The organism is Frondihabitans sp. GW821-FHT04F02, assembly GCF_059420045.1.
The window spans coordinates 829,583-850,649 of sequence record NZ_JBWKSZ010000001.1 but is presented as its reverse complement, the minus strand read 5'-3'; the positions used below and the strand labels follow the sequence as shown (position 1 = coordinate 850,649).

18 protein-coding genes are annotated in these 21,067 nt (G+C 67.7%); 11 read left to right on the top strand and 7 right to left on the bottom strand.

Annotation, left to right across the window (positions count from 1 at the left end; translation table 11 throughout):
- The first annotated feature begins 130 nt into the window (after positions 1-130).
- Positions 131-3,592, top strand: a complete 3,462-nt coding sequence (dnaE, locus tag AC07TY_RS04005; protein ID WP_233579842.1) for a DNA polymerase III subunit alpha — start codon at positions 131-133, stop codon at positions 3,590-3,592.
- A gap of 93 nt (positions 3,593-3,685) precedes the next feature.
- Here the strand turns inward: dnaE and AC07TY_RS04000 are convergent, their stop codons facing one another.
- A complete protein-coding gene (locus AC07TY_RS04000) occupies positions 3,686-4,291 on the bottom strand; it encodes an HD domain-containing protein (protein ID WP_494784388.1) in 606 nt (201 codons plus the stop codon).
- 292 nt (positions 4,292-4,583) lie between these two features.
- Positions 4,584-5,537: a quinone oxidoreductase family protein gene (locus tag AC07TY_RS03995; RefSeq protein WP_494784387.1), complete on the bottom strand. Its 954-nt coding sequence runs from the start codon at positions 5,535-5,537 to the stop codon at positions 4,584-4,586.
- A gap of 82 nt (positions 5,538-5,619) precedes the next feature.
- On the opposite strand from AC07TY_RS03995, the gene AC07TY_RS03990 reads away from it, so the two are divergent.
- Genes AC07TY_RS03990 through AC07TY_RS03975 form a run of 4 tightly spaced genes read left to right on the top strand, consistent with a single transcriptional unit; the run spans position 5,620 to position 8,961 of the window.
- Positions 5,620-6,033, top strand: coding sequence for a MarR family winged helix-turn-helix transcriptional regulator (locus AC07TY_RS03990; RefSeq protein WP_494784386.1), 414 nt, complete (start codon positions 5,620-5,622; stop codon positions 6,031-6,033).
- Between the two features lie 41 nt (positions 6,034-6,074).
- Entirely contained in the window at positions 6,075-7,385 is a 1,311-nt protein-coding gene (hisD, locus tag AC07TY_RS03985) for a histidinol dehydrogenase (RefSeq protein WP_494784385.1), read from the top strand.
- Between the two features lie 32 nt (positions 7,386-7,417).
- The gene (gene nrdR, locus AC07TY_RS03980) at positions 7,418-7,900 is read left to right on the top strand and encodes a transcriptional regulator NrdR (RefSeq protein ID WP_494784384.1); all 483 of its coding nucleotides are present in this window, start codon (positions 7,418-7,420) and stop codon (positions 7,898-7,900) included.
- A 29-nt stretch (positions 7,901-7,929) separates the two neighbouring features.
- Positions 7,930-8,961, top strand: a complete 1,032-nt coding sequence (locus AC07TY_RS03975) for a quinone-dependent dihydroorotate dehydrogenase (protein WP_123505143.1) — start codon at positions 7,930-7,932, stop codon at positions 8,959-8,961.
- A gap of 57 nt (positions 8,962-9,018) precedes the next feature.
- Here the strand turns inward: AC07TY_RS03975 and AC07TY_RS03970 are convergent, their stop codons facing one another.
- Entirely contained in the window at positions 9,019-9,597 is a 579-nt protein-coding gene (locus AC07TY_RS03970; RefSeq protein WP_494784383.1) for a DUF3043 domain-containing protein, read from the bottom strand.
- A gap of 43 nt (positions 9,598-9,640) precedes the next feature.
- On the opposite strand from AC07TY_RS03970, the gene AC07TY_RS03965 reads away from it, so the two are divergent.
- The 5 genes from AC07TY_RS03965 to AC07TY_RS03945 all read left to right on the top strand — a co-directional run bounded on the left by AC07TY_RS03965 (position 9,641) and on the right by AC07TY_RS03945 (position 14,754).
- A complete protein-coding gene (locus AC07TY_RS03965; RefSeq protein ID WP_494784382.1) occupies positions 9,641-11,053 on the top strand; it encodes a dipeptidase in 1,413 nt (470 codons plus the stop codon).
- A gap of 42 nt (positions 11,054-11,095) precedes the next feature.
- Positions 11,096-11,464: an iron-sulfur cluster insertion protein ErpA gene (erpA, locus tag AC07TY_RS03960; RefSeq protein ID WP_123504449.1), complete on the top strand. Its 369-nt coding sequence runs from the start codon at positions 11,096-11,098 to the stop codon at positions 11,462-11,464.
- 206 nt (positions 11,465-11,670) lie between these two features.
- Positions 11,671-12,564 carry an aa3-type cytochrome oxidase subunit II gene (ctaC, locus tag AC07TY_RS03955; RefSeq protein WP_123504450.1) on the top strand — a complete coding sequence of 298 codons (894 nt, stop codon included), beginning with the start codon at positions 11,671-11,673 and terminating at the stop codon, positions 12,562-12,564.
- A gap of 10 nt (positions 12,565-12,574) precedes the next feature.
- Complete coding sequence (gene ctaD / locus AC07TY_RS03950) at positions 12,575-14,320, top strand: aa3-type cytochrome oxidase subunit I (RefSeq protein ID WP_123504451.1); 1,746 nt, start codon at positions 12,575-12,577, stop codon at positions 14,318-14,320.
- An 11-nt stretch (positions 14,321-14,331) separates the two neighbouring features.
- Positions 14,332-14,754, top strand: coding sequence for a cytochrome c oxidase subunit 4 (locus tag AC07TY_RS03945; protein WP_123504452.1), 423 nt, complete (start codon positions 14,332-14,334; stop codon positions 14,752-14,754).
- 781 nt (positions 14,755-15,535) lie between these two features.
- Here AC07TY_RS03945 and qcrB read toward each other — a convergent pair.
- The 4 genes from qcrB to ctaE form a co-directional block, all read right to left on the bottom strand.
- On the bottom strand, positions 15,536-17,161 hold the full coding sequence (qcrB, locus tag AC07TY_RS03940) for a cytochrome bc1 complex cytochrome b subunit (RefSeq protein WP_233579844.1): 1,626 nt from the start codon (positions 17,159-17,161) through the stop codon (positions 15,536-15,538).
- A 59-nt stretch (positions 17,162-17,220) separates the two neighbouring features.
- Positions 17,221-18,288, bottom strand: coding sequence for a cytochrome bc1 complex Rieske iron-sulfur subunit (gene qcrA, locus AC07TY_RS03935; RefSeq protein ID WP_488626149.1), 1,068 nt, complete (start codon positions 18,286-18,288; stop codon positions 17,221-17,223).
- Positions 18,289-18,383: 95 nt separating this feature from the next.
- Entirely contained in the window at positions 18,384-19,211 is an 828-nt protein-coding gene (gene qcrC / locus AC07TY_RS03930; protein WP_494784381.1) for a cytochrome bc1 complex diheme cytochrome c subunit, read from the bottom strand.
- A 37-nt stretch (positions 19,212-19,248) separates the two neighbouring features.
- Entirely contained in the window at positions 19,249-19,893 is a 645-nt protein-coding gene (gene ctaE, locus AC07TY_RS03925; protein ID WP_123504456.1) for an aa3-type cytochrome oxidase subunit III, read from the bottom strand.
- A 93-nt stretch (positions 19,894-19,986) separates the two neighbouring features.
- Between ctaE and trpD the strand changes: the two genes are divergently transcribed.
- Positions 19,987-21,039, top strand: a complete 1,053-nt coding sequence (trpD, locus tag AC07TY_RS03920; RefSeq protein WP_494784380.1) for an anthranilate phosphoribosyltransferase — start codon at positions 19,987-19,989, stop codon at positions 21,037-21,039.
- Positions 21,040-21,067 lie beyond the last annotated feature (28 nt).

The window sequence follows — 21,067 nt, the reverse complement described above, 5'->3', positions numbered from 1 at the left end:
TGCGATTTGGAGCGACGCGCCGAGGGATGTCGGCGGCCCCGGTTACGCTTGTCGCACGCCTTGACCCAGGGGAGAAAAGTTGTCTTCGAGCGATTCCTTCGTGCACCTGCACGTCCACAGCGAATACTCGATGCTCGACGGCGCCGCACGCGTCAAGCCCCTGATCGAGGAGGCCGCCAAGCAGGGCATGCCGGCCGTGGCGGTCACCGACCACGGCAACGTCTTCGGTGCGTTCGACTTCTACAAGACGGCCACCGCCGCAGGGATCAAGCCGATCATCGGCACCGAGGCCTACATCACGCCGGGTACGCACCGGGGCGACAAGACCCGCGTCAAGTGGGGCGACGGGGGCCGTGACGACGTCTCGGGCGCCGGCTCGTACACGCACATGACCCTGCTCTCGGAGACGACCGAGGGCATGCACAACCTGTTCCGCCTGTCGTCGAAGGCGTCGCTCGAGGGCTACTACTTCAAGCCGCGCATGGACCGCGAGCTCCTGTCGCAGTACTCCACGGGTCTCATCGCCACGACGGGCTGCCCCAGCGGCGAGGTGCAGACCCGCCTGCGCCTCGGCCAGTACGACGAGGCGCTCAAGGCGGCGAGCGACTTCCGCGACATCTTCGGCAGAGAGAACTACTTCGCCGAGATCATGGATCACGGCCTCGGCATCGAGCGCCGCATCATGGACGACCTCGTGAAGCTCGCCAAGCAGCTCGACCTCCCGCTCCTCGCGACGAACGACCTCCATTACACGCACGAGCACGACGCCACCAGCCACGCGGCCCTCCTCTGCGTCCAGTCCGGCTCGACGCTCTCCGACCCGAACCGCTTCAAGTTCGACGCCGACGAGTTCTACCTCAAGACCGCGGCGCAGATGCGCCACCTCTTCCGGGACCACCCCGAGGCGTGCGACAACACGCTGCTCATCGCCGAGCGCTGCGAGGTCAAGTTCGACACCGAGGCGAACTACATGCCTCGGTTCCCCGTCCCCGAGGGCGAGACCGAAGAGACCTGGTTCAAGAAGGAGGTCGCCGAGGGCCTGAAGTACCGCTACCCCGACGGCATCCCGCAGAACGTCCAGGAGCGCGCCGACTACGAGGTCGGCGTCATCGCGCAGATGGGGTTCCCGGGCTACTTCCTCGTCGTCGCCGACTTCATCAACTGGTCGAAAGACAACGGCATCCGCGTCGGGCCGGGCCGAGGCTCCGGAGCCGGCTCCATGGCCGCCTACGCGATGAAGATCACCGATCTCGACCCCATCCGCCACGGTCTGATCTTCGAGCGGTTCCTGAACCCCGACCGCGTCTCCATGCCCGACTTCGACGTCGACTTCGACGACCGTCGGCGCACGGAGGTCATCAACTACGTCACCGACAAGTACGGCTCCGAGCGCGTCGCGCAGATCGTCACGTACGGCACCATCAAGGCGAAGCAGGCGCTGAAAGACTCCTCGCGCGTGCTCGGCTTCCCCTACGGCATGGGCGAGAAGCTCACCAAGGCGATGCCGCCCGCGATCATGGGCAAAGACATCCCGCTGACCGGCATCTTCGACCGCGAGCACGAGCGCTACAAGGAGGCCGGCGACATCCGCGCCGTCGTCGAGGGCGACCCCGAGGCGAAGACCGTGTTCGACACGGCGCTCGGCCTCGAGGGGCTGAAGCGCCAGTGGGGCGTCCACGCGGCCGGCGTGATCATGTCGAGCGACCCGCTGCTCGACATCATCCCGATCATGAAGCGCGAGCAGGACGGCCAGATCGTCACGCAGTTCGACTATCCGGCCAGCGAGGCGCTCGGCCTGATCAAGATGGACTTCCTGGGGCTCCGCAACCTCACGATCATCAACGACGCCCTCGACAACATCAAGTCGAACCGCGACTTCGACCTCGTGCTCGAAGACCTCGAGCTCGACGACGTCGGCGCCTACGAGCTCCTCTCCTCCGGCGACACCCTCGGCGTCTTCCAGCTCGACGGCGGGCCCATGCGCGGCCTGCTGCGGCTGATGAAGCCCGACAACTTCGAAGACATCTCGGCCGTCATCGCGCTCTACCGACCCGGCCCCATGGGTGCGAACTCGCACACGAACTACGCGCTGCGCAAGAACGGCCTCCAGGCGATCACAGCGATCCATCCCGAGCTCGAAGAGCCCTTGAGCGAGGTCCTCGGCGGCACCTTCGGCCTCATCATCTACCAGGAGCAGGTGATGAGCGCCGCGCAGAAGCTCGCCGGCTTCTCTCTCGGCCAGGCCGACATCCTCCGTCGCGCGATGGGCAAGAAGAAGAAGTCCGAGCTCGACAAGCAGTACGCGGGCTTCCAGCAGGGCATGTTCGACAACGGCTACTCGGCCGATGCCGTCAAGGCGATCTGGGACATCCTGCTTCCCTTCTCCGACTACGCGTTCAACAAGGCGCACTCGGCGGCGTACGGCGTCGTGTCGTACTGGACGGCGTACCTCAAGGCGCACTACCCGGCCGAGTACATGGCCGCGCTCCTCACGAGCGTCGGCGACTCCCGCGACAAGCTCGGCCTCTACCTCAACGAATGCCGCCGCATGGGCATCAAGGTGCTCCCGCCCGACGTCAACGAGTCGATCGGCTTCTTCGCCGCGGTCGGCGAAGACATCCGCTTCGGCATGGGCGCCATCCGCAACGTCGGCTTCAACGTCGTCGACCATGTCATCGCCGCCCGTGAGAGCAAGGGCGCGTTCACCTCGTTCCACGACTTCCTGTCGAAGGTCCCGATCCCCGTCGCCAACAAGCGCACGGTCGAGTCGCTGATCAAGGCCGGCGCGTTCGACTCGATGGGCGACACCCGCCGTGCTCTCGTCGAGATCCACGAGGCCGCTGTCGAGGGCGCCGTCAGCGAGAAGCGGGCCGAGGCCAACGGCCAGGTCGGCTTCGACTTCGACTCGCTGTGGGACGAACCGGCGCACGCCCAGCAGGTGCCGGTGCGCCCCGAGTGGACGAAGCGCGACAAGCTCGCCTTCGAGCGCGACATGCTCGGCCTCTACGTGTCCGATCACCCTCTGGCCGGCCTCGAGCTGCCGCTTGCCAAGCACGCCTCCACCACGGTCACCACCATCACGGCCGCCGACGACTCCATCGACGGCGAGACGGTCACCATCGCCGGCCTCATCACGAGCGTCCAGCACCGCGTCGCCCGCAACTCGGGCAACCCCTACGGCATCATCACCGTCGAAGACTTCGGCGGCGAGATCAGCGCGATGTTCCTCGGCAAGACCTACCAGGAGTTCGGGCCGTCGCTCGTCGGCGACTCCGTCATCGTGCTCAAGGGCCGCGTCAGCGTCCGTGACGACGGCAAGAACCTTCACGCCGTCAGCATGTTCATGCCCGACCTCGGCGTCGCCGCCAGCAGCGGCCCGCTGGTTCTGAGCATGCCGGAGTTCCGCGCCACGACCGACGTCGTCACCGAGCTCGGGGCCGTCCTCGGCCGCCACGCCGGTGCGACCGAGGTGCGCCTGCGCCTGCTCAAGGGCGACAACGCCCGGACGTTCGAGATCCCGATGCCCGTCGACATCACGGCCGATCTCTACGGCGAGCTGAAGAGCCTGCTCGGGCCGAGCTGCCTGCTCTAGGCGGCGTGCCCGTCCGCCAGACCCACAGGTCCGTCCTCTCCGCCGGACCACGGACTGGCAGATGGGCCGATCGCGGGGGTCTGATCCGCGCGGCTAGGGCAGCAGCGCGGCCCACGCGACGGCGCCTGCCGCCGCTCCGCCGGCGGCGTGCAGCCGCACGGCGCTGCACTCCGGCTTGCGCGCCGCCTGCGCCGCGATCGAGCCGCCGAACTCGTCGCTGAACCCGGACCGCGGCAGCCGCTCCGTCACGCTGCGAAGCAGCGCGGGACCCCAGTCGGAGGCCCCGGAACCACGCACGTCGAGCGACGTCGCCATCTCGAGCAGGTGCCCCTCCGCATCGACGGCGGGGTCGACCGCCCTCCACATGTGCCGCTCGATCACCTCGCGCACGCGCCCGCGCCGCACAGGAGCCCAGCCCGCTCCGGCCGCGAAGACGGCCGCGACGGCACCGCCCGCCTCCTCGAAGGGCACGGCGACGGCGTCGAAGTGCGGAGCCAGCCCGGCGTCGTGCAGCATCGCCGCGACGAAGAGCAGCTCGGCGTCGTAAGGCAGGTCGATTCGCTCCGCGAGTGCGACGGCCCAGGCCCACGAGCGCAGGCTGTGGGCGACGAGCGCGGGGCTCATCCACTCGCGCGCCGCCTCGAGGGCGAGCGCGGCGGCGGGGGTCGGGGGAGCGAGGAGGGCGTCGATGTCGGTCACGCGCTCAGGCTAGGCGGGGCGCGGCCCCGAGCGGGAGGGGCCTGCCTGCCTGGCCACGTCGAGTTCCTGCCGTCGTCGGCGGGAGGGCCGTGGTTCGCGGGAGGGCCGTGGTTCGCCGGGGCGGGATCGTGCTGGGGTTGAACCATGCTCGTGCGGGTCCGCGTCGTAATCGGCGCGCCCCCGGAGACACGCCCGGACTGACGAGCGCCCGCCGAACCCGACGAGCGCAGGCCCGACGCGACGAGCGCCTGCGAACGCGACGAGCGCCCGCCGAACCCGACGAGCATCGCGGCTACGGGACGAGCACCACGCGATGCGAGGCCCGCGTCGCCCACGCGGCCTCGACGTCGCGCAGGGGGACGGCGTCTGCGTCGAGCCGGTACGTGCCCGCGATGATCTCAGCCGCGAGCGCGGGCAGCGACTCGACGATCGCGCGGACGCTCGCCGACCCCTGCCCGCTGCCGAGGAACCGCACGTTCGCCTGCCGCAGCACCGTCGACGGCAGCGCGATCTCCGGGCCGGCGACGGCGCCGATCTCGATCCAGTCGAGCGCGCGAGAGCGATCACCGCGCGCCTTCAGGAGGGGTGGAATGGCGGCCTCGGTCGGCGAGCCCCAGAGGTAGTCGAGCACCACGTCGACCTCCGCGGAGGTGGCGGCGATCTGCGCGGCGACGGCGTCGGGCTCCGCCGACAGGTCGACGACGTGCGTGGCACCGAGGTCGCGCAGGGCCTCGACGCGCTCGGCCCCGCGACCGGCGGCGACGATGCGGTCGGCGCCCAGCCGCTTGGCCGTCTGCAGCGCGAGCCGGCCGGCCGACCCCGTCGCGCCGAGCACGAGGACGGACTGCCCGGGCCGGAAGTCGACGCGCGTCCGCAGCGGGATCCACGACGACATCGCCGGGTTCATCGCCGCGGCGATCGCGACGGGATCGACGTCGGCCGGCAGCGTGACGCTGCGGCGCGTGTCGATCAGCGTCCGCTCCGCCATGGCGCCGAGGGGCCCGTCGCCGAGCACGAAGTAGACGAGCTCCCCGTTCTCACGGCGGCCGACCCCGTCGATCCCGGGCACGAGCGGCAGCTCGTCGGTCGATGTGTAGTGCGACCCGTCGGCCTGGGAGCGGACGCGCGGGTGCAGCCCCGACGCCAGCACCTCGACGACTTCGTCGTGAGGGGACGCAGGAACGGGAGACGCGAACTCCCCGTACCGGGGCGGCTGTTCGAACGAGGTGACGACTGCGGCCTTCATAGGGAGCTCCTGACTGGCGAAAGTAGTTGGTATCACCAATCATATAGTTGGTGGTACCAATCATGTCAAGTAGGCTGGGGGCATGCCCGAAGACCTCTCGCTCGTCGATGCCGCAGCTCAGCTCACCTTCGCCGTGCACGAGGTGCTGACCCGGGCTGCGGCCGAGCTCGGCCTGTCGGTGACGCAGCTGCGCATGCTGGGGATCCTCCGCGACCGGACCCCCACGATGGCGTCGCTCGCTGACCAGCTGGCGCTCGACAGGTCGTCGGTATCGGGTCTGGTCGACCGCGCCGCGACCAAGGGGCTCGTCGAGCGGGCTCCCTCCGAGACCGACCGCCGCGTCGTGAGCGTGGGTCTCACCGCCGCGGGTCGCGAGGCCGCCGTGCGCATCGAGGCCGTCGTCGAGCCGCGCATCGAGGCGCTGCTGGAGTCGGCCTCGGCGGCCGATCGGACGGCTCTCCGCCGTCTGGCGGCGACCCTGCCGTCGGCTGTCTGACGGCCGCCCCTCTCACCGGTTCCCGGTAGGCTGACCGGGCCATGATCGCTACCCTCGACCTCCGCGGCCAGACGTCCACCTCCAGCGAGCTGCTCGCCCTGATCCCGCGTGCGACCGTCGACGTCGCCGCCGCCAGCGCCGCCGCGGCGATGCTCATCGCCGAGGTCCGTCAGCACGGCAGCCGGGCGCTGCTCGACCAGGCAGAGCGCTTCGATCGGGTGCGCCCCGCTTCGCTGCGCGTGCCGCAGGCCGACATCGACGCGGCCGTCGCAGCCCTCGATCCGCTGGTGAAGGCCGCGCTCGTCGAGTCGATCGCGCGGGTCACGGCGTCGTCCGCCGCGCAGGTGCCGGCATCGCAGACCACCCACCCCGCCGACGGCGCCACCATCGTCCAGCGCTGGCAGCCCGTCGCCCGCGCCGGGGTCTACGTGCCCGGCGGCAAGGCGGTCTACCCGTCGAGCGTCGTCATGAACGTCGTCCCCGCGCAGGTCGCCGGCGTCACCTCGATCGCCCTGGCGTCTCCGCCGCAGGCGCAGTTCGGCGGCTCGGTGCACCCGACCATCCTCGGCGCGGCCGGGCTCCTCGGAATCGACGAGGTCTACGCGATGGGCGGGGCCGGTGCCATCGGCGCCCTCGCGTACGGCGTCGACGACGCCGACCTCGAGCCGGTCCAGGTCATCACCGGTCCGGGCAACAACTACGTCGCCGCTGCGAAGCGCCTCGTGCGCGGGGTCACCGGCATCGACTCCGAGGCGGGAGCCACCGAGATCCTCGTCATCGCCGATGCGACCGCCGACGCCACGCTCGTCGCGGTCGACCTCATCAGCCAGGCCGAGCACGACGAGCAGGCCTCGGCCGTGCTCGTCACCGACTCCGCCGACTTCGGCGAGGCCGTCGTCGCCGAGGTGGGCCGACTCGCGCCGCTGACTCACTCGGCCGAACGCGTGCAGACCGCTCTCGCGGGGCCCCAGTCGGCCGTCGTGCTCGTCGACGATCTCGAACGCGCCGCCGACTTCAGCAACGCCTACGGTCCCGAGCACCTCGAGATCCAGACCGGCGACGACGACTCCGTGCTGGCGCGCATCACCAACGCCGGCGCGATCTTCGTCGGGCCCGACACGCCCGTGAGCCTGGGCGACTACCTCGCCGGCTCGAACCACGTGCTGCCCACCGGCGGTCAAGCGCGGTTCTCGTCGGGCCTCGGGGCGTACACGTTCCTGCGCCCGCAGCAGATCATCCGCTACACCGCCGCGCCGCTGGCGGATGTCGCCGAGCGACTGGTCGCGCTCTCGAAGGCCGAGCTGCTGCCCGCGCACGGCGAGGCCGTCGCCGCGCGCCTCGAGCGCCCGTAGGCACCCGGCCTCTCGCGATAGCCTGGTCGCATATGTTCTGTCCATTCTGTCGCCACCCCGACTCCCGAGTCGTCGACTCCCGTACCAGCGACGATGGCACGTCGATCCGCCGCCGCCGCCAGTGCCCGAACTGCGGCCGCCGCTTCTCCACGACCGAGACCGCGAGCCTCGCCGTGATCAAGCGCAACGGGGTCCTCGAGCCGTTCAGCCGCGAGAAGATCATCTCGGGTGTCCGAAAGGCCTGCCAGGGCCGTCCGGTCACCGACGGCGACCTCGCCGTCCTGGCCCAGAAGGTCGAGGAGGCCGTTCGCGCGAGCGGCGCCTCGCAGATCGACGCGAACGAGGTGGGCCTGGCGATCCTGCCTCCGCTCCGTGAGCTCGACGAGGTCGCGTACCTCCGCTTCGCCAGCGTCTACCAGGCCTTCGACTCGCTCGACGACTTCGAGGAGTCGATCCGCGTCCTCCGAGAAGACCACGCGAATCATCCGAAGGCGGCGTCGGCGGCAGACAAGTGAGCCAGACCGACGCCCACGACGACGCCGGCGTGTACGGGTTCGTCTTCCGGCACTTCTTCGTCCGCATGGACCCCGAGCGCGCGCATCACCTGGCGTTCGGCTTCATCAAGGCGATCCCGGGCATCCCCGTCGTGTCGACGCTCGTCCGTCGCGCCACGAAGCCCCACCGCTCGCTCCGCGTCGAGACGCTCGGCCTGACCTTCCCCTCGCCGTTCGGCGTCGCCGCCGGTTTCGACAAGGACGCCAAGGGCATAGCCGGCCTCGGAGCCCTCGGGTTCGGCCACGTCGAGGTCGGCACGATCACTGCGAAGGCGCAACCCGGCAACGACCGGCCGCGTCTGTTCCGGCTGGTCGCCGACCGTGCCGTGATCAACCGCATGGGCTTCAACAACGGCGGTGCTCTCAAGGCCGCCGGGGTCGTCGGCCGCGCCCGCCATCTCCGTCACCGCCCGGTCATCGGCGTCAACATCGGCAAGAGCCGTGTGGTCGAGGTCGACGACGCCGTCGACGACTACCTCGTCTCGACCCGCCTGCTAGCGCCGCTGGCCGACTACCTCGCCGTCAATGTCTCCTCGCCCAACACGCCCGGGCTCCGTGGCCTGCAGGAGCTGGACAAGCTCGCCCCTCTTCTCACGGCCGTCCGCGACGCCGCCGGCCGCACGCCGGTGCTCGTGAAGATCGCGCCCGACCTCGACGACGATGCCGTGCGCCGCGTCGCCGAGCTGACGGTCGAGCTCGGTCTCGGCGGGATCATCGCCACGAACACGACGCTGTCGCGCGACGGTCTGGTCAGCGACCTGAAGGTCGTCGAGAAGGCGGGGGCCGGCGGCCTGTCGGGTGCCCCGCTCAAGCAGCGGTCGCTCGACGTGCTGCGCGTGATCCGCCAGGCAGTTCCTGCGACTCTCTGCGTCATCTCGGTCGGCGGGGTCACCACTGCCGCCGACGTTCAGGAGCGCCTCGACGCCGGCGCCACGCTCGTGCAGGGCTACACGGCGTTCCTGTATCGCGGGCCGCTGTGGGCACGGGAGATCAACCGCGGTCTGCGCGACCTGCGCCGCTAGGACCCTGGACGACGCGGGGGAGCGGCTGATCGGGGAAGCGGCTAGGCCGGGGACCGGCTAGGCGGGGAACGAGCCGCGCTTGACCTGCGACTTCGGCGTGCGCATCGGGCGGATGAGCAGGGCGCGCATCGCGGCGTACCAGCGGAGTCCGCGCTCGACGTGCTCCTTGCCGTGCTTCGCCTCGAGCTTCCTGACGATGCGGTGGCCGACGAAGAAGCAGTCGATGACGGCCAGGAGCACGAAGCCCCAGATCGCGAAGAGCGCGACGCTGGCGAGGGCCGGCACCGAGCTGAGCACGATGACGATCACCATCAGGGGCAGCATGATTTCGCCGACCGAGTAGCGCGCGTCGATGTAGTCGCGGACGAACTTGCGCTGCGGGCCCTTGTCGCGGGCCGGGAGGTACTTCTCTTCGCCGTTGGCGAGGCCGAGCCGGGCCTTGTTGCGCTCGATGGCGACCCGGTCGCGCTGCTCCTTGCGGGCCTCCTTGCCCACCGGCACGAGCGGGCGGCGGTTCGCGGCCTCGCGCTCCTTGCGGGTCGGAGTGGCTCGGCCCTTGCCGATCGTGATCGGCTCGTCGGACTCGGTCGACTTCTTCGTCGAGTTGTCGGGGGAGATGATGGGTGCCTTGGCCACGGGGAGATCCTTGGTTTCGTCGGAGAACCTAAGATTACCTGTCATGACTGAGACCTCCTATTCTCCTGCCCCGCTGGATCCCGAACTCTCGGCCAAGCTCCGGGAGAGCGTTCAGGGGGCTCTGCCCGCGTCGATCGCCGACCTCTCGGCCCTGGTGCGGATTCCCAGCGTCTCGTGGGACACCTTCGACCCGGAGAACGTCGTCGTGTCGTCCAAGGCGGTTGCGGCGCTGATCGAGTCGACGGGCCTCTTCGAGTCGGTGACGACCAGCCGCGCCCCGATCGAGGGCGACCAGCTCGGCCACCCCGCCGTGCTCGCGAAGCGCCCCGCGAAGAACGGCCGGCCGACGGTCCTCCTGTACGCGCACCACGACGTGCAGCCGGAGGGCGACGAGGCGCTGTGGGAGACTCTGCCGTTCGAGCCGACGGTGCGGGGCGAGCGCCTCTACGGGCGCGGGGCTTCTGACGACAAGGCCGGCGTCATGAGCCATGTCGCAGCTCTCCGCGCCATCCACGAGGTGGTCGGCGACGACCTCGACCTCGGCATCGTCGTCTTCATCGAGGGGGAGGAGGAGTTCGGGTCGCGCTCGTTCACCAACTTCCTGGCCCAGCACCACGACGAGCTCGCCGCCGACGTGATCGTCGTGGCCGACGCCGACAACTGGACCACCTCCGTGCCGGCGCTCACCGTCGGCCTGCGCGGCAACGTGACCTTCAAGCTCACCGTGTCGACGCTGGCGCACGCGTCGCACTCCGGGATGATGGGCGGCGCCGTCCCCGACGCGATGCTGGCGATGGTCCGCCTCCTGGCCTCCCTCCACGCCGAAGACGGCTCCGTCGCCGTCGAGGGCATGACCTCGCGCGAGGCCGAGTACCCGGAGTTCGACGAGGCGGAGATCCGTCAGACGACAGGCCTGCTCGAGGGCGTCTCGCTGATCGGCGACGGCCCGATCCTGAGCCGCATGTGGTCGAAGCCCACCGTCACCGTGACGGGCATCGACGCGCCGAGCGTCGCCAACGCGTCGAACACCCTCCTGCCCACGGTCTCGGTGCGCATCAGCGCCCGCGTCGCGCCGGGCCAGCCGGCCGTCGAGGCGTTCCAGGCGCTGAAGACGCATCTCGAGTCGAACGTGCCGTTCGGAGCGCACCTCGAGATCAGCGACGTCGACACCGGCAACCCGTTCCTCGTCGACACCTCCGGGTGGGGCTTCGCCGAAGGGCTCGCCGCGCTGGCCGAGGGATGGGGCGAGACGCCCGTCCAGACGGGCGCCGGCGGCTCGATCCCGTTCATCTCCGACCTGGCCGAGGTCTTCCCGGAGGCGCAGATCCTCGTCACCGGCGTCGAGGACCCCGACACACGGGCCCACAGCCCGAACGAGTCGCAGCACCTCGGCGTCTTCCACCGTTCGATCCTGAGCGAGGCGCTCCTGCTCGCGAGGCTCGACGCGCAATCCTGACCTGCTTACACTTGTGTGACAACCCCTGAACCTGGAGGCACTTTGACTGACATCGCCACCGCACCCATCGTCGCTGACGCGCCCGCGCACAAGGTCGGCCTCTCGGCCGCCGCAGCAAACAAGGTGAAGAGCCTCCTCACGCAGGAGGGCCGCGACGACCTGCGCCTTCGCGTCGCCGTCCAGCCTGGCGGCTGCTCGGGCCTCATCTACCAGCTCTACTTCGACGAGCGCCTGCTCGAGAACGACGCGACCGTCGACTTCGACGGCGTCGAGGTGGTCGTCGACAAGATGAGCGTCCCGTACCTCGAGGGCGCCTCGATCGACTTCGAGGACACCATCGAGAAGCAGGGCTTCACGATCGACAACCCCAATGCGCAGGGCAGCTGCGCCTGCGGCGACAGCTTCCACTGAGCGTTCATCCAGAGAACGGCAGGGATTCATCCAGACGGATGGAGCCCTGCCGTTTTTTCGTCTCATCATCAAGCGAACCGCGGCCGGGTGGGACGAATGCACCCCTTGCCTGCGAGTAGGCTAAGCATGTTCCTTCTCTTACTGAGAGCTCCGGCTCTGGTCGGCGGGGGAGCGTGCCCTACAGCTGAGTCATCCGAGAGGTAACAGTGCGCTCAAAACGTCGTCTACTCGCCGCCATTCCTGTGGCAGCGATCTCGATCCTGGCCCTGTCCGGCTGTACGGAGCAGCAGCTTCAGGGTTGGCTTCCCACCGAGCGCGGCACGACGAACCACGTCAACGCCACGATCGGCCTCTGGGTCACGTCCTGGATCGTCCTCCTCGGCGTCGGCGTCATCACGTGGGCCCTCATCATCTGGGCCGTCGTCGTCTACCGTCGCCGCAAGGCCGACAAGGGCCTTCCCGTCCAGCTCCGGTACAACATGCCGATCGAGATCTTCTACACGATCGTGCCGCTGTTCCTCGTGCTCGGCTTCTTCTTCTTCACGGCCCGCGACCAGGCCGACATCGAGAAGCCCACCGCCAACCCCGACGTGACCATCACGGTCTACGGCAAGCGCTGGGCCTGGGACTTCAACTACATGGACACCCAGACGAAGGCCAACAGCGTCTACTACCAGGGCATCCAGGCGCAGGAGCTCGGCGACGGAAACGTCGACGAGTCGAAGCTTCCCGTGCTCTACCTGCCCAAGGGCAAGACGGTCAAGATCATCCTCAAGTCGCGGGATGTCATCCACTCCTTCTGGGTGGTCGACTTCCTGTACAAGAAAGACATGATCCCCGGCAAGACCAACTACGAGTACTTCACGCCCGAGAAAGAGGGCACGTACACCGGCAAGTGCGCCGAGCTGTGCGGCGAGTACCACTCGCTGATGCTCTTCAACGTGAAGGTCGTCTCGCCGTCCGCCTACGAGGCGTACCTCGACACGCTCCGCAACGAGGGCAACGTCGGTGATCTGGGTGACCAGTACAACACCAACACCAACGAGCCCGACAACAAGACCCCGGTCGCCGCAGGCGCCGACAGCACCTCGAGCAAGTAAGGCGCATTCGATGAGCTCAGCCACTGCTACCCGCCCCGAGACAGGCGGCCAGTCCTCCGGTCAGAACTTCAACACGACTCGCGTCGGCCGCAAGGGCAACGTCGTCGTGCGGTGGATCACCTCCACCGACCACAAGGTTCTCGGGTACATGTACCTGATCACCTCGTTCATCTACTTCCTGATCGGCGGCGTCATGGCGCTGATCATCAGGGCGCAGCTGTTCGCCCCGGGTCTCGACATCGTCCAGACCAAGGAGCAGTACAACCAGCTGTTCACGATGCACGGCACGGTCATGCTGCTGCTGTTCGCGACGCCGCTGTTCTCGGGTTTCGCCAACGCGATCATGCCGCTCCAGATCGGCGCGCCCGACGTCGCGTTCCCGCGGCTCAACGGCTTCGCCTTCTGGCTGTACTTCTTCGGCGCGCTCGTCGTCATCGCCGGCTTCCTCACCCCGCAGGGTGCGGCCTCGTTCGGCTGGTTCGCCTACGCGCCGCTGTCCGACACGACATTCACTCCAGGTCTCGGCGGAAACCTCTGGGTCTTCGGCCTGGCGCTGACCGGCTTCTCGACGATCCTCGGTGGTGTCAACTTCATCACGACGATCATCACGATGCGCGCCCCGGGCATGACCATGTTCCGCATGCCGATCTTCGTCTGGAACACCCTCGTCACCTCGATCCTCGTGATCATGGCGTTCCCCGTCCTCGCCGCAGCCCTGTTCGGCCTCGGCTTCGACCGAGTCTTCGACGCGAACATCTTCAACCCCGCCAACGGCGGCGCCATCCTGTGGCAGCACCTGTTCTGGTTCTTCGGCCACCCCGAGGTGTACATCATCGCGCTGCCGTTCTTCGGCATCGTCTCCGAGGTGTTCCCGGTCTTCAGCCGCAAGCCGATCTTCGGCTACAAGACCCTCATCTACGCGACGCTCGCGATCGCCGCTCTGTCGGTCACGGTGTGGGCTCACCACATGTACGTCACCGGCTCTGTCCTGCTGCCGTTCTTCTCTCTGATGACGATGCTCATCGCAGTGCCCACCGGCGTGAAGATCTTCAACTGGGTCGGCACGATGTGGCGGGGCTCGATCACATTCGAGACTCCTATGCTCTGGGCGATCGGCTTCCTCATCACCTTCACCTTCGGTGGTCTCACCGGCGTGATCCTGGCCTCGCCGCCGCTCGACTTCCACGTCTCCGACTCGTACTTCGTCGTCGCGCACTTCCACTACGTGGTCTTCGGCACGGTCGTCTTCGCGATGTTCTCCGGCTTCTACTTCTGGTGGCCGAAGTGGACCGGCAAGATGCTCAACGAGCGTCTCGGCAAGATCCACTTCTGGCTGCTCTTCATCGGGTTCCACACGACGTTCCTCATCCAGCACTGGCTGGGCGTCCTGGGCATGCCGCGTCGGTACGCCACCTACCAGCCTGAAGACGGCTTCGAGTGGATGAACCAGCTCTCCACGATGGGCGCCATGCTGCTCGGCGTGTCGATGCTCCCGTTCATCTACAACGTCTACATCACGGCTCGACTGGCGCCGAAGGTGCTTGTCAACGACCCCTGGGGCTATTCGCGTTCGCTCGAGTGGGCGACGTCGTGCCCGCCCCCGCGCCACAACTTCGAGTCGATCCCGCGTATCCGCTCCGAGTCCCCGGCGTTCGACCTCAACCACCCCGAGGCCGGCATCCCGGTCGGCGTGGGCCCGCTGAAAGATGCGCCTGATGCCCCCACGTACGACGCTGGCGACAACACGGTCAAGTAGAAAGACGCGTCATGAGAGCTCAATCGAACATCTTCTGGATCCTCGCGGTCTTCTTCTTCGTCGCTGATGCCGGCTACACGGTCTGGAGCCTCCTCTCGCGGGAGTTCCAGACCGTCGAGTGGACCGGAACCCTCGGTATCGGCCTCGCCGGAATCATGTCGGTCTTCCTCGGGTTCTACATGAACCGCTCGCACTTCGCGCAGAGCGGTGAGCTGCCCGAAGACCGTCTCGACGCCAACATCGACGACGGCGACCCTGAGATCGGTTTCTTCAACCCGTTCAGCTGGTGGCCGATCTTCCTCGCGGCTGGTTGCACCATCGTCTTCCTTGCCCTCGCGGTCGGCATGTGGCTCATCTTCATCGGTGCGGCTCTCACCGCCGTCGCCCTCGTCGGCTGGGTCTACGAGAACTACCGGGGCGTGTACAAGCACTGAGTCGCACTGCGCGTTCTCCTAGCGGGGCATCACCTTCGGGTGGTGCCTCGCTTTCGCGTCCCGGCCGTTCCCTCGGGCGCAGGACCGGCAAACCGCCGCCGCTCCCAGTGCCGCTGGGTCGCTCACCCCGATCGGCGGCCCCGCCCACGATACCGACATGACACCACTCCACATCGTGGTTTCACGTCGCGATCGTGGCGCGGCTCTGCGGGTCCATGCTCGCCAAGGGAGCCCGAGTAGCTGGGCGCGCCTGCTGAGTCCCGATCGTGGTGCGGGGCAGGGATTGCTGGCCCACCGATGGAGGCGAGGCGGAGCACTGTCGGCCCACCATTGCGACATGGCACCATCAAAGATGGTGGTGCCATGTCGCGATCGTGGGAAAAGGGCGGCGCGGCGGAGCGCGACGGCCACAGTGACCTGGCGGAGGCGATACGCCACTGCGGGCCGCAAGACGAGCCCGCCGACGAGGTAGCGGCCGGACGGCGGGGGAGTCCCGCTAGGAGCGGGTGCGCCGCCGCCGGGAGTTCCGGCGGGAGCCCGGCGCTGAGGCCGGCGAAGGTCTGCCTCCTGAGTGCCCAGGCTGGCCCTACGCAGCGGAGTTCGCACCGCAGAGCTCTCGGATTCACGGCGACGGCGCACGACCCCGCGCACGTCGCCGGCGCACGACCCGCTCACGCCGCCACCGCACGACCCCGCTCACGCCACCACCCGGTCGCTCCGCCAACGCGAAACCCCCGCCCGCACCGAAGTGCAGACGGGGGTTGTGCGAGCGGCGGAGCGCTTAGTGGTGCGAATCGCCGGCGTCGATGGCTCCGTGGCTGTCGTGGTGCGACGCCTCGATCTCAGCCTTGGTGACGGGGGAGATGCGGTCTTCGAAGAAGAATCCCGAGACGGCGGCCCGAACACGTTCGACGGGCGTGATGACTCCGCGCTCGTTTGGACGGACCATGAGGGGCTCGTACTCGTTGTAGCTGACCAGGGTCCAGCGCTCGTATTCGGTGAGCGGGGTGTGGACCTCGATGAACTCGCCACCGGGGAGGCGGACGATGCGGCCCGACTCGTGTCCGTGGAGAGCGATCTCGCGGTCCTTGCGCTGAAGGCCGAGGCAGACGCGCTTCGTGATCCAGAAGGCGATGAACGGGCCTACCACGGTCAAGAACTGCATGACGTGGATCACCTGATCGATCGACAGCTTGAAGTGCGTCGCCATGAGGTCGGACGAGGCTGCGGCCCACAGCGCTGCGTACAGCGTCATGAGAGCGGCACCGATGGCCGTGCGCGTCGGAGCGTTTCGCGGACGGTCGAGGATGTGGTGCTCGCGCTTGTCGCCGGTGACCCAGCCCTCGATGAAGGGATAGAAGGCGACGGTCGCGAGAAGACCCATCAGGACGACGATCGGAACCAGGATGTTGAACGAGACGGTATAGCCGCCCCAGACGACCTCCCAGTGAGGCGGCGCCAGTCGGAGCGCGCCGTCGGCGAAGCCGATGTACCAGTCGGGCTGCGTGCCCGCGGAGACCGGGGAAGGGTCGTAGGGTCCGTAGTTCCAGATCGGGTTGATCGTGAAGAGCGACGCGATCAGGACGATGACACCGAAGACGATGAAGAAGAACCCACCGGCCTTGGCCGCGAACACCGGCATGACCGGCACGCCGACGACGTTGTTGTTCGTCTTGCCGGGGCCCGAGAACTGCGTGTGCTTGTTGATGACGAGCAGCAGGAGGTGGGCGCCGAGCATCGCGATGAGGAGCGCCGGCAGCAGCATGATGTGCAGCGAGTACAGACGGCTGACGATCGCGGTTCCGGGGAACTCTCCGCCGAAGAGGAGGTACGAGATCCACACGCCCAGGACAGGGATGCCCTTGACCATGCCGTCGATGATCCGGAGACCGTTGCCCGAGAGCAGGTCGTCGGGGAGCGAGTAGCCGGTGAAACCCTCGGCCAGCGCCAGGATGAAGAGCACGAAGCCGATGAACCAGTTGATCTCGCGCGGCTTGCGGAACGCACCCGTGAAGAAGATGCGGAGCATGTGCAGGCCGATGGCAGCGATGAACAGCAGGGCCGCCCAGTGGTGGATCTGGCGGAAGAGCAGGCCACCGCGGATCTCGAACGAGATGTTCAGGGCCGACTGCATCGCCGCCGACATGTCGATGCCCTTGAGAGGCACGTACGAGCCGTTGTAGGTGACCTCGGCCATGGACGGCTGGAAGAAGAACGTCAGGAAAGTGCCCGAGAGCAGGATCACGACGAAGCTGTAGAGGGCGACCTCTCCGAGCATGAACGACCAGTGGTCGGGGAAGATCTTGCGACCCACCTCTTTGACCAGGCCGGAGACGCTCGTGCGCTCGTCGATGTAGTTGGCGGCGGCACCCATGAGCTTGCTGCCCTTAGCGGGGCGCAGCGGCATGTTGCCCTGTTCGGCGTAGCCCACTTCGTGGGTCTCTACGGGTGATTCGGTCGTGGCGCTCATGCGCGGTCACGCTCCCAGAAACTCGGGCCAACCGGCTCGTGGAAATCGCTCTGTGCCACGAGGTAGCCCTGGTCGTCGACCGTGATGGGCAGCTGCGGCAGGGGCCGTGAGGCCGGTCCGAAGATGACCTTGCAGTTCTCGGTCACGTCGAACGTGGACTGGTGGCAGGGGCAGAGCAGGTGGTGTGTCTGCTGCTCGTACAGCGCCACAGGGCAGCCGACGTGCGTGCAGATCTTGGAATAGGCAACGATTCCGTTGTACTGCCAGTCCTCGCGGCCCTCGGGCTCGTGGAGGTCCTCAGGCTTCAGGCGCATGAGGAGAACGGCAGCCTTGGCTTTCTCTTCGAGCAGATCCTCGGAGTCGAGCAGGCTTTCGGGGATGACGTGGAAAGCCGAGCCGAGGGTCACATCGGCAGCCTTGATGCGAGTGCCGGAAGGGTCGAGGGTGAGGTGCATACCCTTTTTCCAGAGTGTATGCCTCAGAACGACGTTCGGGTCGACCTTCGGGCCGAGGTCGCGGAAGATGACCACGCCGGGGAGGATGAAGGCGAACAGGGCGCCGAAGAGGCTGTTGCGGATCAGGCTGCGGCGACCGAAGCCCGACTCCTTGTTGCCGAGCTCGAAGACCTCGACGGCCTTGGCGCGGGTCGCATCCGAGCCGCGTGTGAGGTGACGCTGCTCCGTGATCTCGCGCGCGGGCATGATCGTCTTGGACCAGTGGACGGCACCGATGCCGATGGCGAGCAGGCCGAGTGCAATGCCGAGACCGAGGAACAGGTTGTTCAGGCGGATGGAGCCGGTGTCGCCGTCTTTGATCGGGAAGGCGATGTAGGCGGCCACAGCCAGGCAGCTAAAGACGATCGACGCGAAGAACAGCGTCGAGACCTGACGGGCCGCACGCTTCTCCTCCGCCGGGTCTTTGTCGGTCATCCGGATGTGATGCTGCGGTTCGCCCGGATTCTCGAAGGGGTCTGCAGGGATGACCGCGGTACCCGCGGAGATCTTCTGCGGCTCAGCCTTCTCGACAGCCGAGCCCGCGAGGGTCTCGTCGTCGTGATCTGCCATGGTGCTGCCTTTCGGTGAGCTCGTGACTCAAAAAATCGGTGGTTCTGACTTCGGTGCTCGCGAGCCGGTCTGATCGCCGTGCCCGCGAGAGGGGATTAGTGCGAGCGGGCCGTCAGCCAGACCGTGATGGCGACGATCGCGCCGAGGCCGAAGATCCAGATGAAGAGGCCTTCGGAGACGGGACCGAGGTCGCCGAGCTGGAATCCGCCCGGCGACGGGTTCTTCTCGAGGTACTTGAGGTACGTAATGATGTCCGCTTTGTCTTGCGGGGTGATGTTCATGTCGTTGAACACGGGCATGTTCTGCGGGCCGGTCAGCATGGCCTCGTAGATGTGCTTGGACGAGACTCCCTTGAGCGAGGGAGCGAACTTGCCCTCCGTCAGCGCGCCACCGGCGCCGGCGACGTTGTGGCACATGGCGCAGTTGATGCGGAACAGCTCGGCGCCGTTGGCGGCGTTGCCGTTCTCCTTGAGGTACTTCGACTGAGGCTCCGAAGGGCCAGTGCCCAGCGAGGCCACGTAGGCGGCCATCGCCTGGATCTGCTCGTTCGTGAACTGCACGGGCTTCTCGAGAGCCTGCGGACCGTTCGCCGCGGCGGGCATGCGCCCGGTGCCGACCTGGAAGTCCACGGCAGCGGCGCCGACGCCGATGAGGCTCGGGCCCTCGGTCGTGCCAGAGCCGCTCATGTTGTGGCACGTGGCGCAGTTGGCGGCGAAGAGCTTCTGACCCTCGTTCACCTTGTCCTGCGACACGGCGGAGGTGGTGCCGCTGCCCGTCTCGGCCGTGGCGGTCGAGGTGAAGAGCGCGTACGCACCGCCGGTGGTCAGCAGGCCGACGACGATGAGCGAGACGGTGGCGAGCGGCGAGCGGCGTCCGACGCGCTTGCGGCGGGCCGTGGCGGTGGCTTTAGAGGAGGAGAACATTCTGCTGTGGGAATCCAATGCCTATTTGAGACGATGCTTATTTCAAGATGTAGACGACGAGAAACAGGCCGATCCACACGACGTCGACGAAGTGCCAGTAGTACGAGATGACGATGGCGCTGGTGGCCTCTCGGTGGCTGAAGTTCTTGACCGCATAGGCGCGTCCGATGATGAACAGGAAGCAGAGGAGACCGCCCGTGACGTGCGCGGCGTGGAAGCCGGTGGTCAGGTAGAAGGCCGAGCCGTAGGCGCTCGACTGGAGCGTCACGTGCTCGGCGATCAGGTTCGTGTACTCGTAGGTCTGCAGGGAGACGAAGACGGCGCCCATGGCGTACGAGAGGAAGAACCATTCGACCAGGCCCCACTTCGACACCTGGAAGAGCTTGCCCGTGCGCTTGCCCTGCAGACGTTCAGCGGCGAAGACGCCGAACTGGCAGGTGACGCTGGAGAGAACCAGGGTGATGGTGTTGAAGGCCGCGAACGGGACGTCGAGCTTGGCGCTCTGCGACGCCCAGAGCTCGGGTGACGTGCTGCGAAGGGTGAAGTAGATCGCGAACAGGCCCGCGAAGAACATCACCTCGCTTCCGAGCCACACGATGGTTCCGACAGCGGCAGTGCTGGGCCGGTTGACAACCGGTCCGCCTGAAGGTCTCGAGAGAGAGGTACTTGTCACAAGATTCATTATGGCCGATAAAGCCCCGAGAATTTCGCCGCAAGACCCTGCCAGTCTTGATGGCGAGATATCTGAAAGAAGGCGCTTAGTAGGCTGAGAGTCATGACAAGCGATCTCTCCTGGCCCCGCATCATCGACTTGCTCCTGGACGGCGAGGACCTCTCGATCGCCGACGCCACCTGGGCGATGGAGCGCGTGATGGTGGGCGAGGCGACCGGCTCGCAGCTGGCTGCCTTCCTGATCGCTCTGCGGGCCAAGGGCGAGACGGTCGATGAGATCGTGGGGTTCCGCGACGCGATCCTGGCCCATGCCGTGCCGCTCCCGGTCGACTCCATGGCGGTCGACATCGTCGGCACCGGGGGAGACCGGTTCGGCACGGTGAACGTCTCGACGATGGCGTCGATCGTGGTCGCGGCCTCGGGCGTGCCGGTCATCAAGCACGGCAATCGCGCCGCCAGCTCGTCGTCGGGGTCGTCCGACGTGCTCAGTGCGCTCGGTGTCGATCTCACCCGCGATCCCTCCCGGGTGGCCGAGGTGCTGCAGGAGGTGGGCATCACCTTCGCCTACGCGGCAGCCTTCCACCCCGGCTTCAGGCACGCCGGCCCGACGCGCAGCGAGATCGGCGTCCCGACGGTGTTCAACTTCCTCGGTCCGGTCACGAACCCCGCGCGTCCTGAGGCCAGCGCCGTCGGCGTGGCCAACGCCTCGAAGGTCGCGCTGATCGTCGGCGTGTTCCAGACCAGGGGAGCGACGGCACTGGTGTTCCGCGGCGACGACGGCCTCGACGAGCTCACCACGACGGGCCACAGCCACATCTGGGAGGTGTCGGGCGGCCAGGTGACCGAGCACGACCTCGATCCGGTCGAGCTGGGCATCCCGCGCGCGTCGATCGACGACCTGCTCGGCAAGGACCCCGAGCACAACGCCGGCGTGGCCCGTCGCACGCTCAGCGGGGAGACCGGCCCGGTCCGCGACATCGTCCTGCTGAACGCGGCTGCGGGCCTGGTGTCGTTCCGTCTCGCGCAGGATCCCGCCCAGCGTGAGCGCCCGATCGTCCATCGCTTCCGCGAGCAGCTCGAGGTGGCCGCGCGCTCCATCGACTCCGGGGCCGCGACTGCGAAGCTCGACGAGTGGGTCGCCGCAACCCGCTCCTGACTCCGAGCACGACACGAGGGCCACAGGA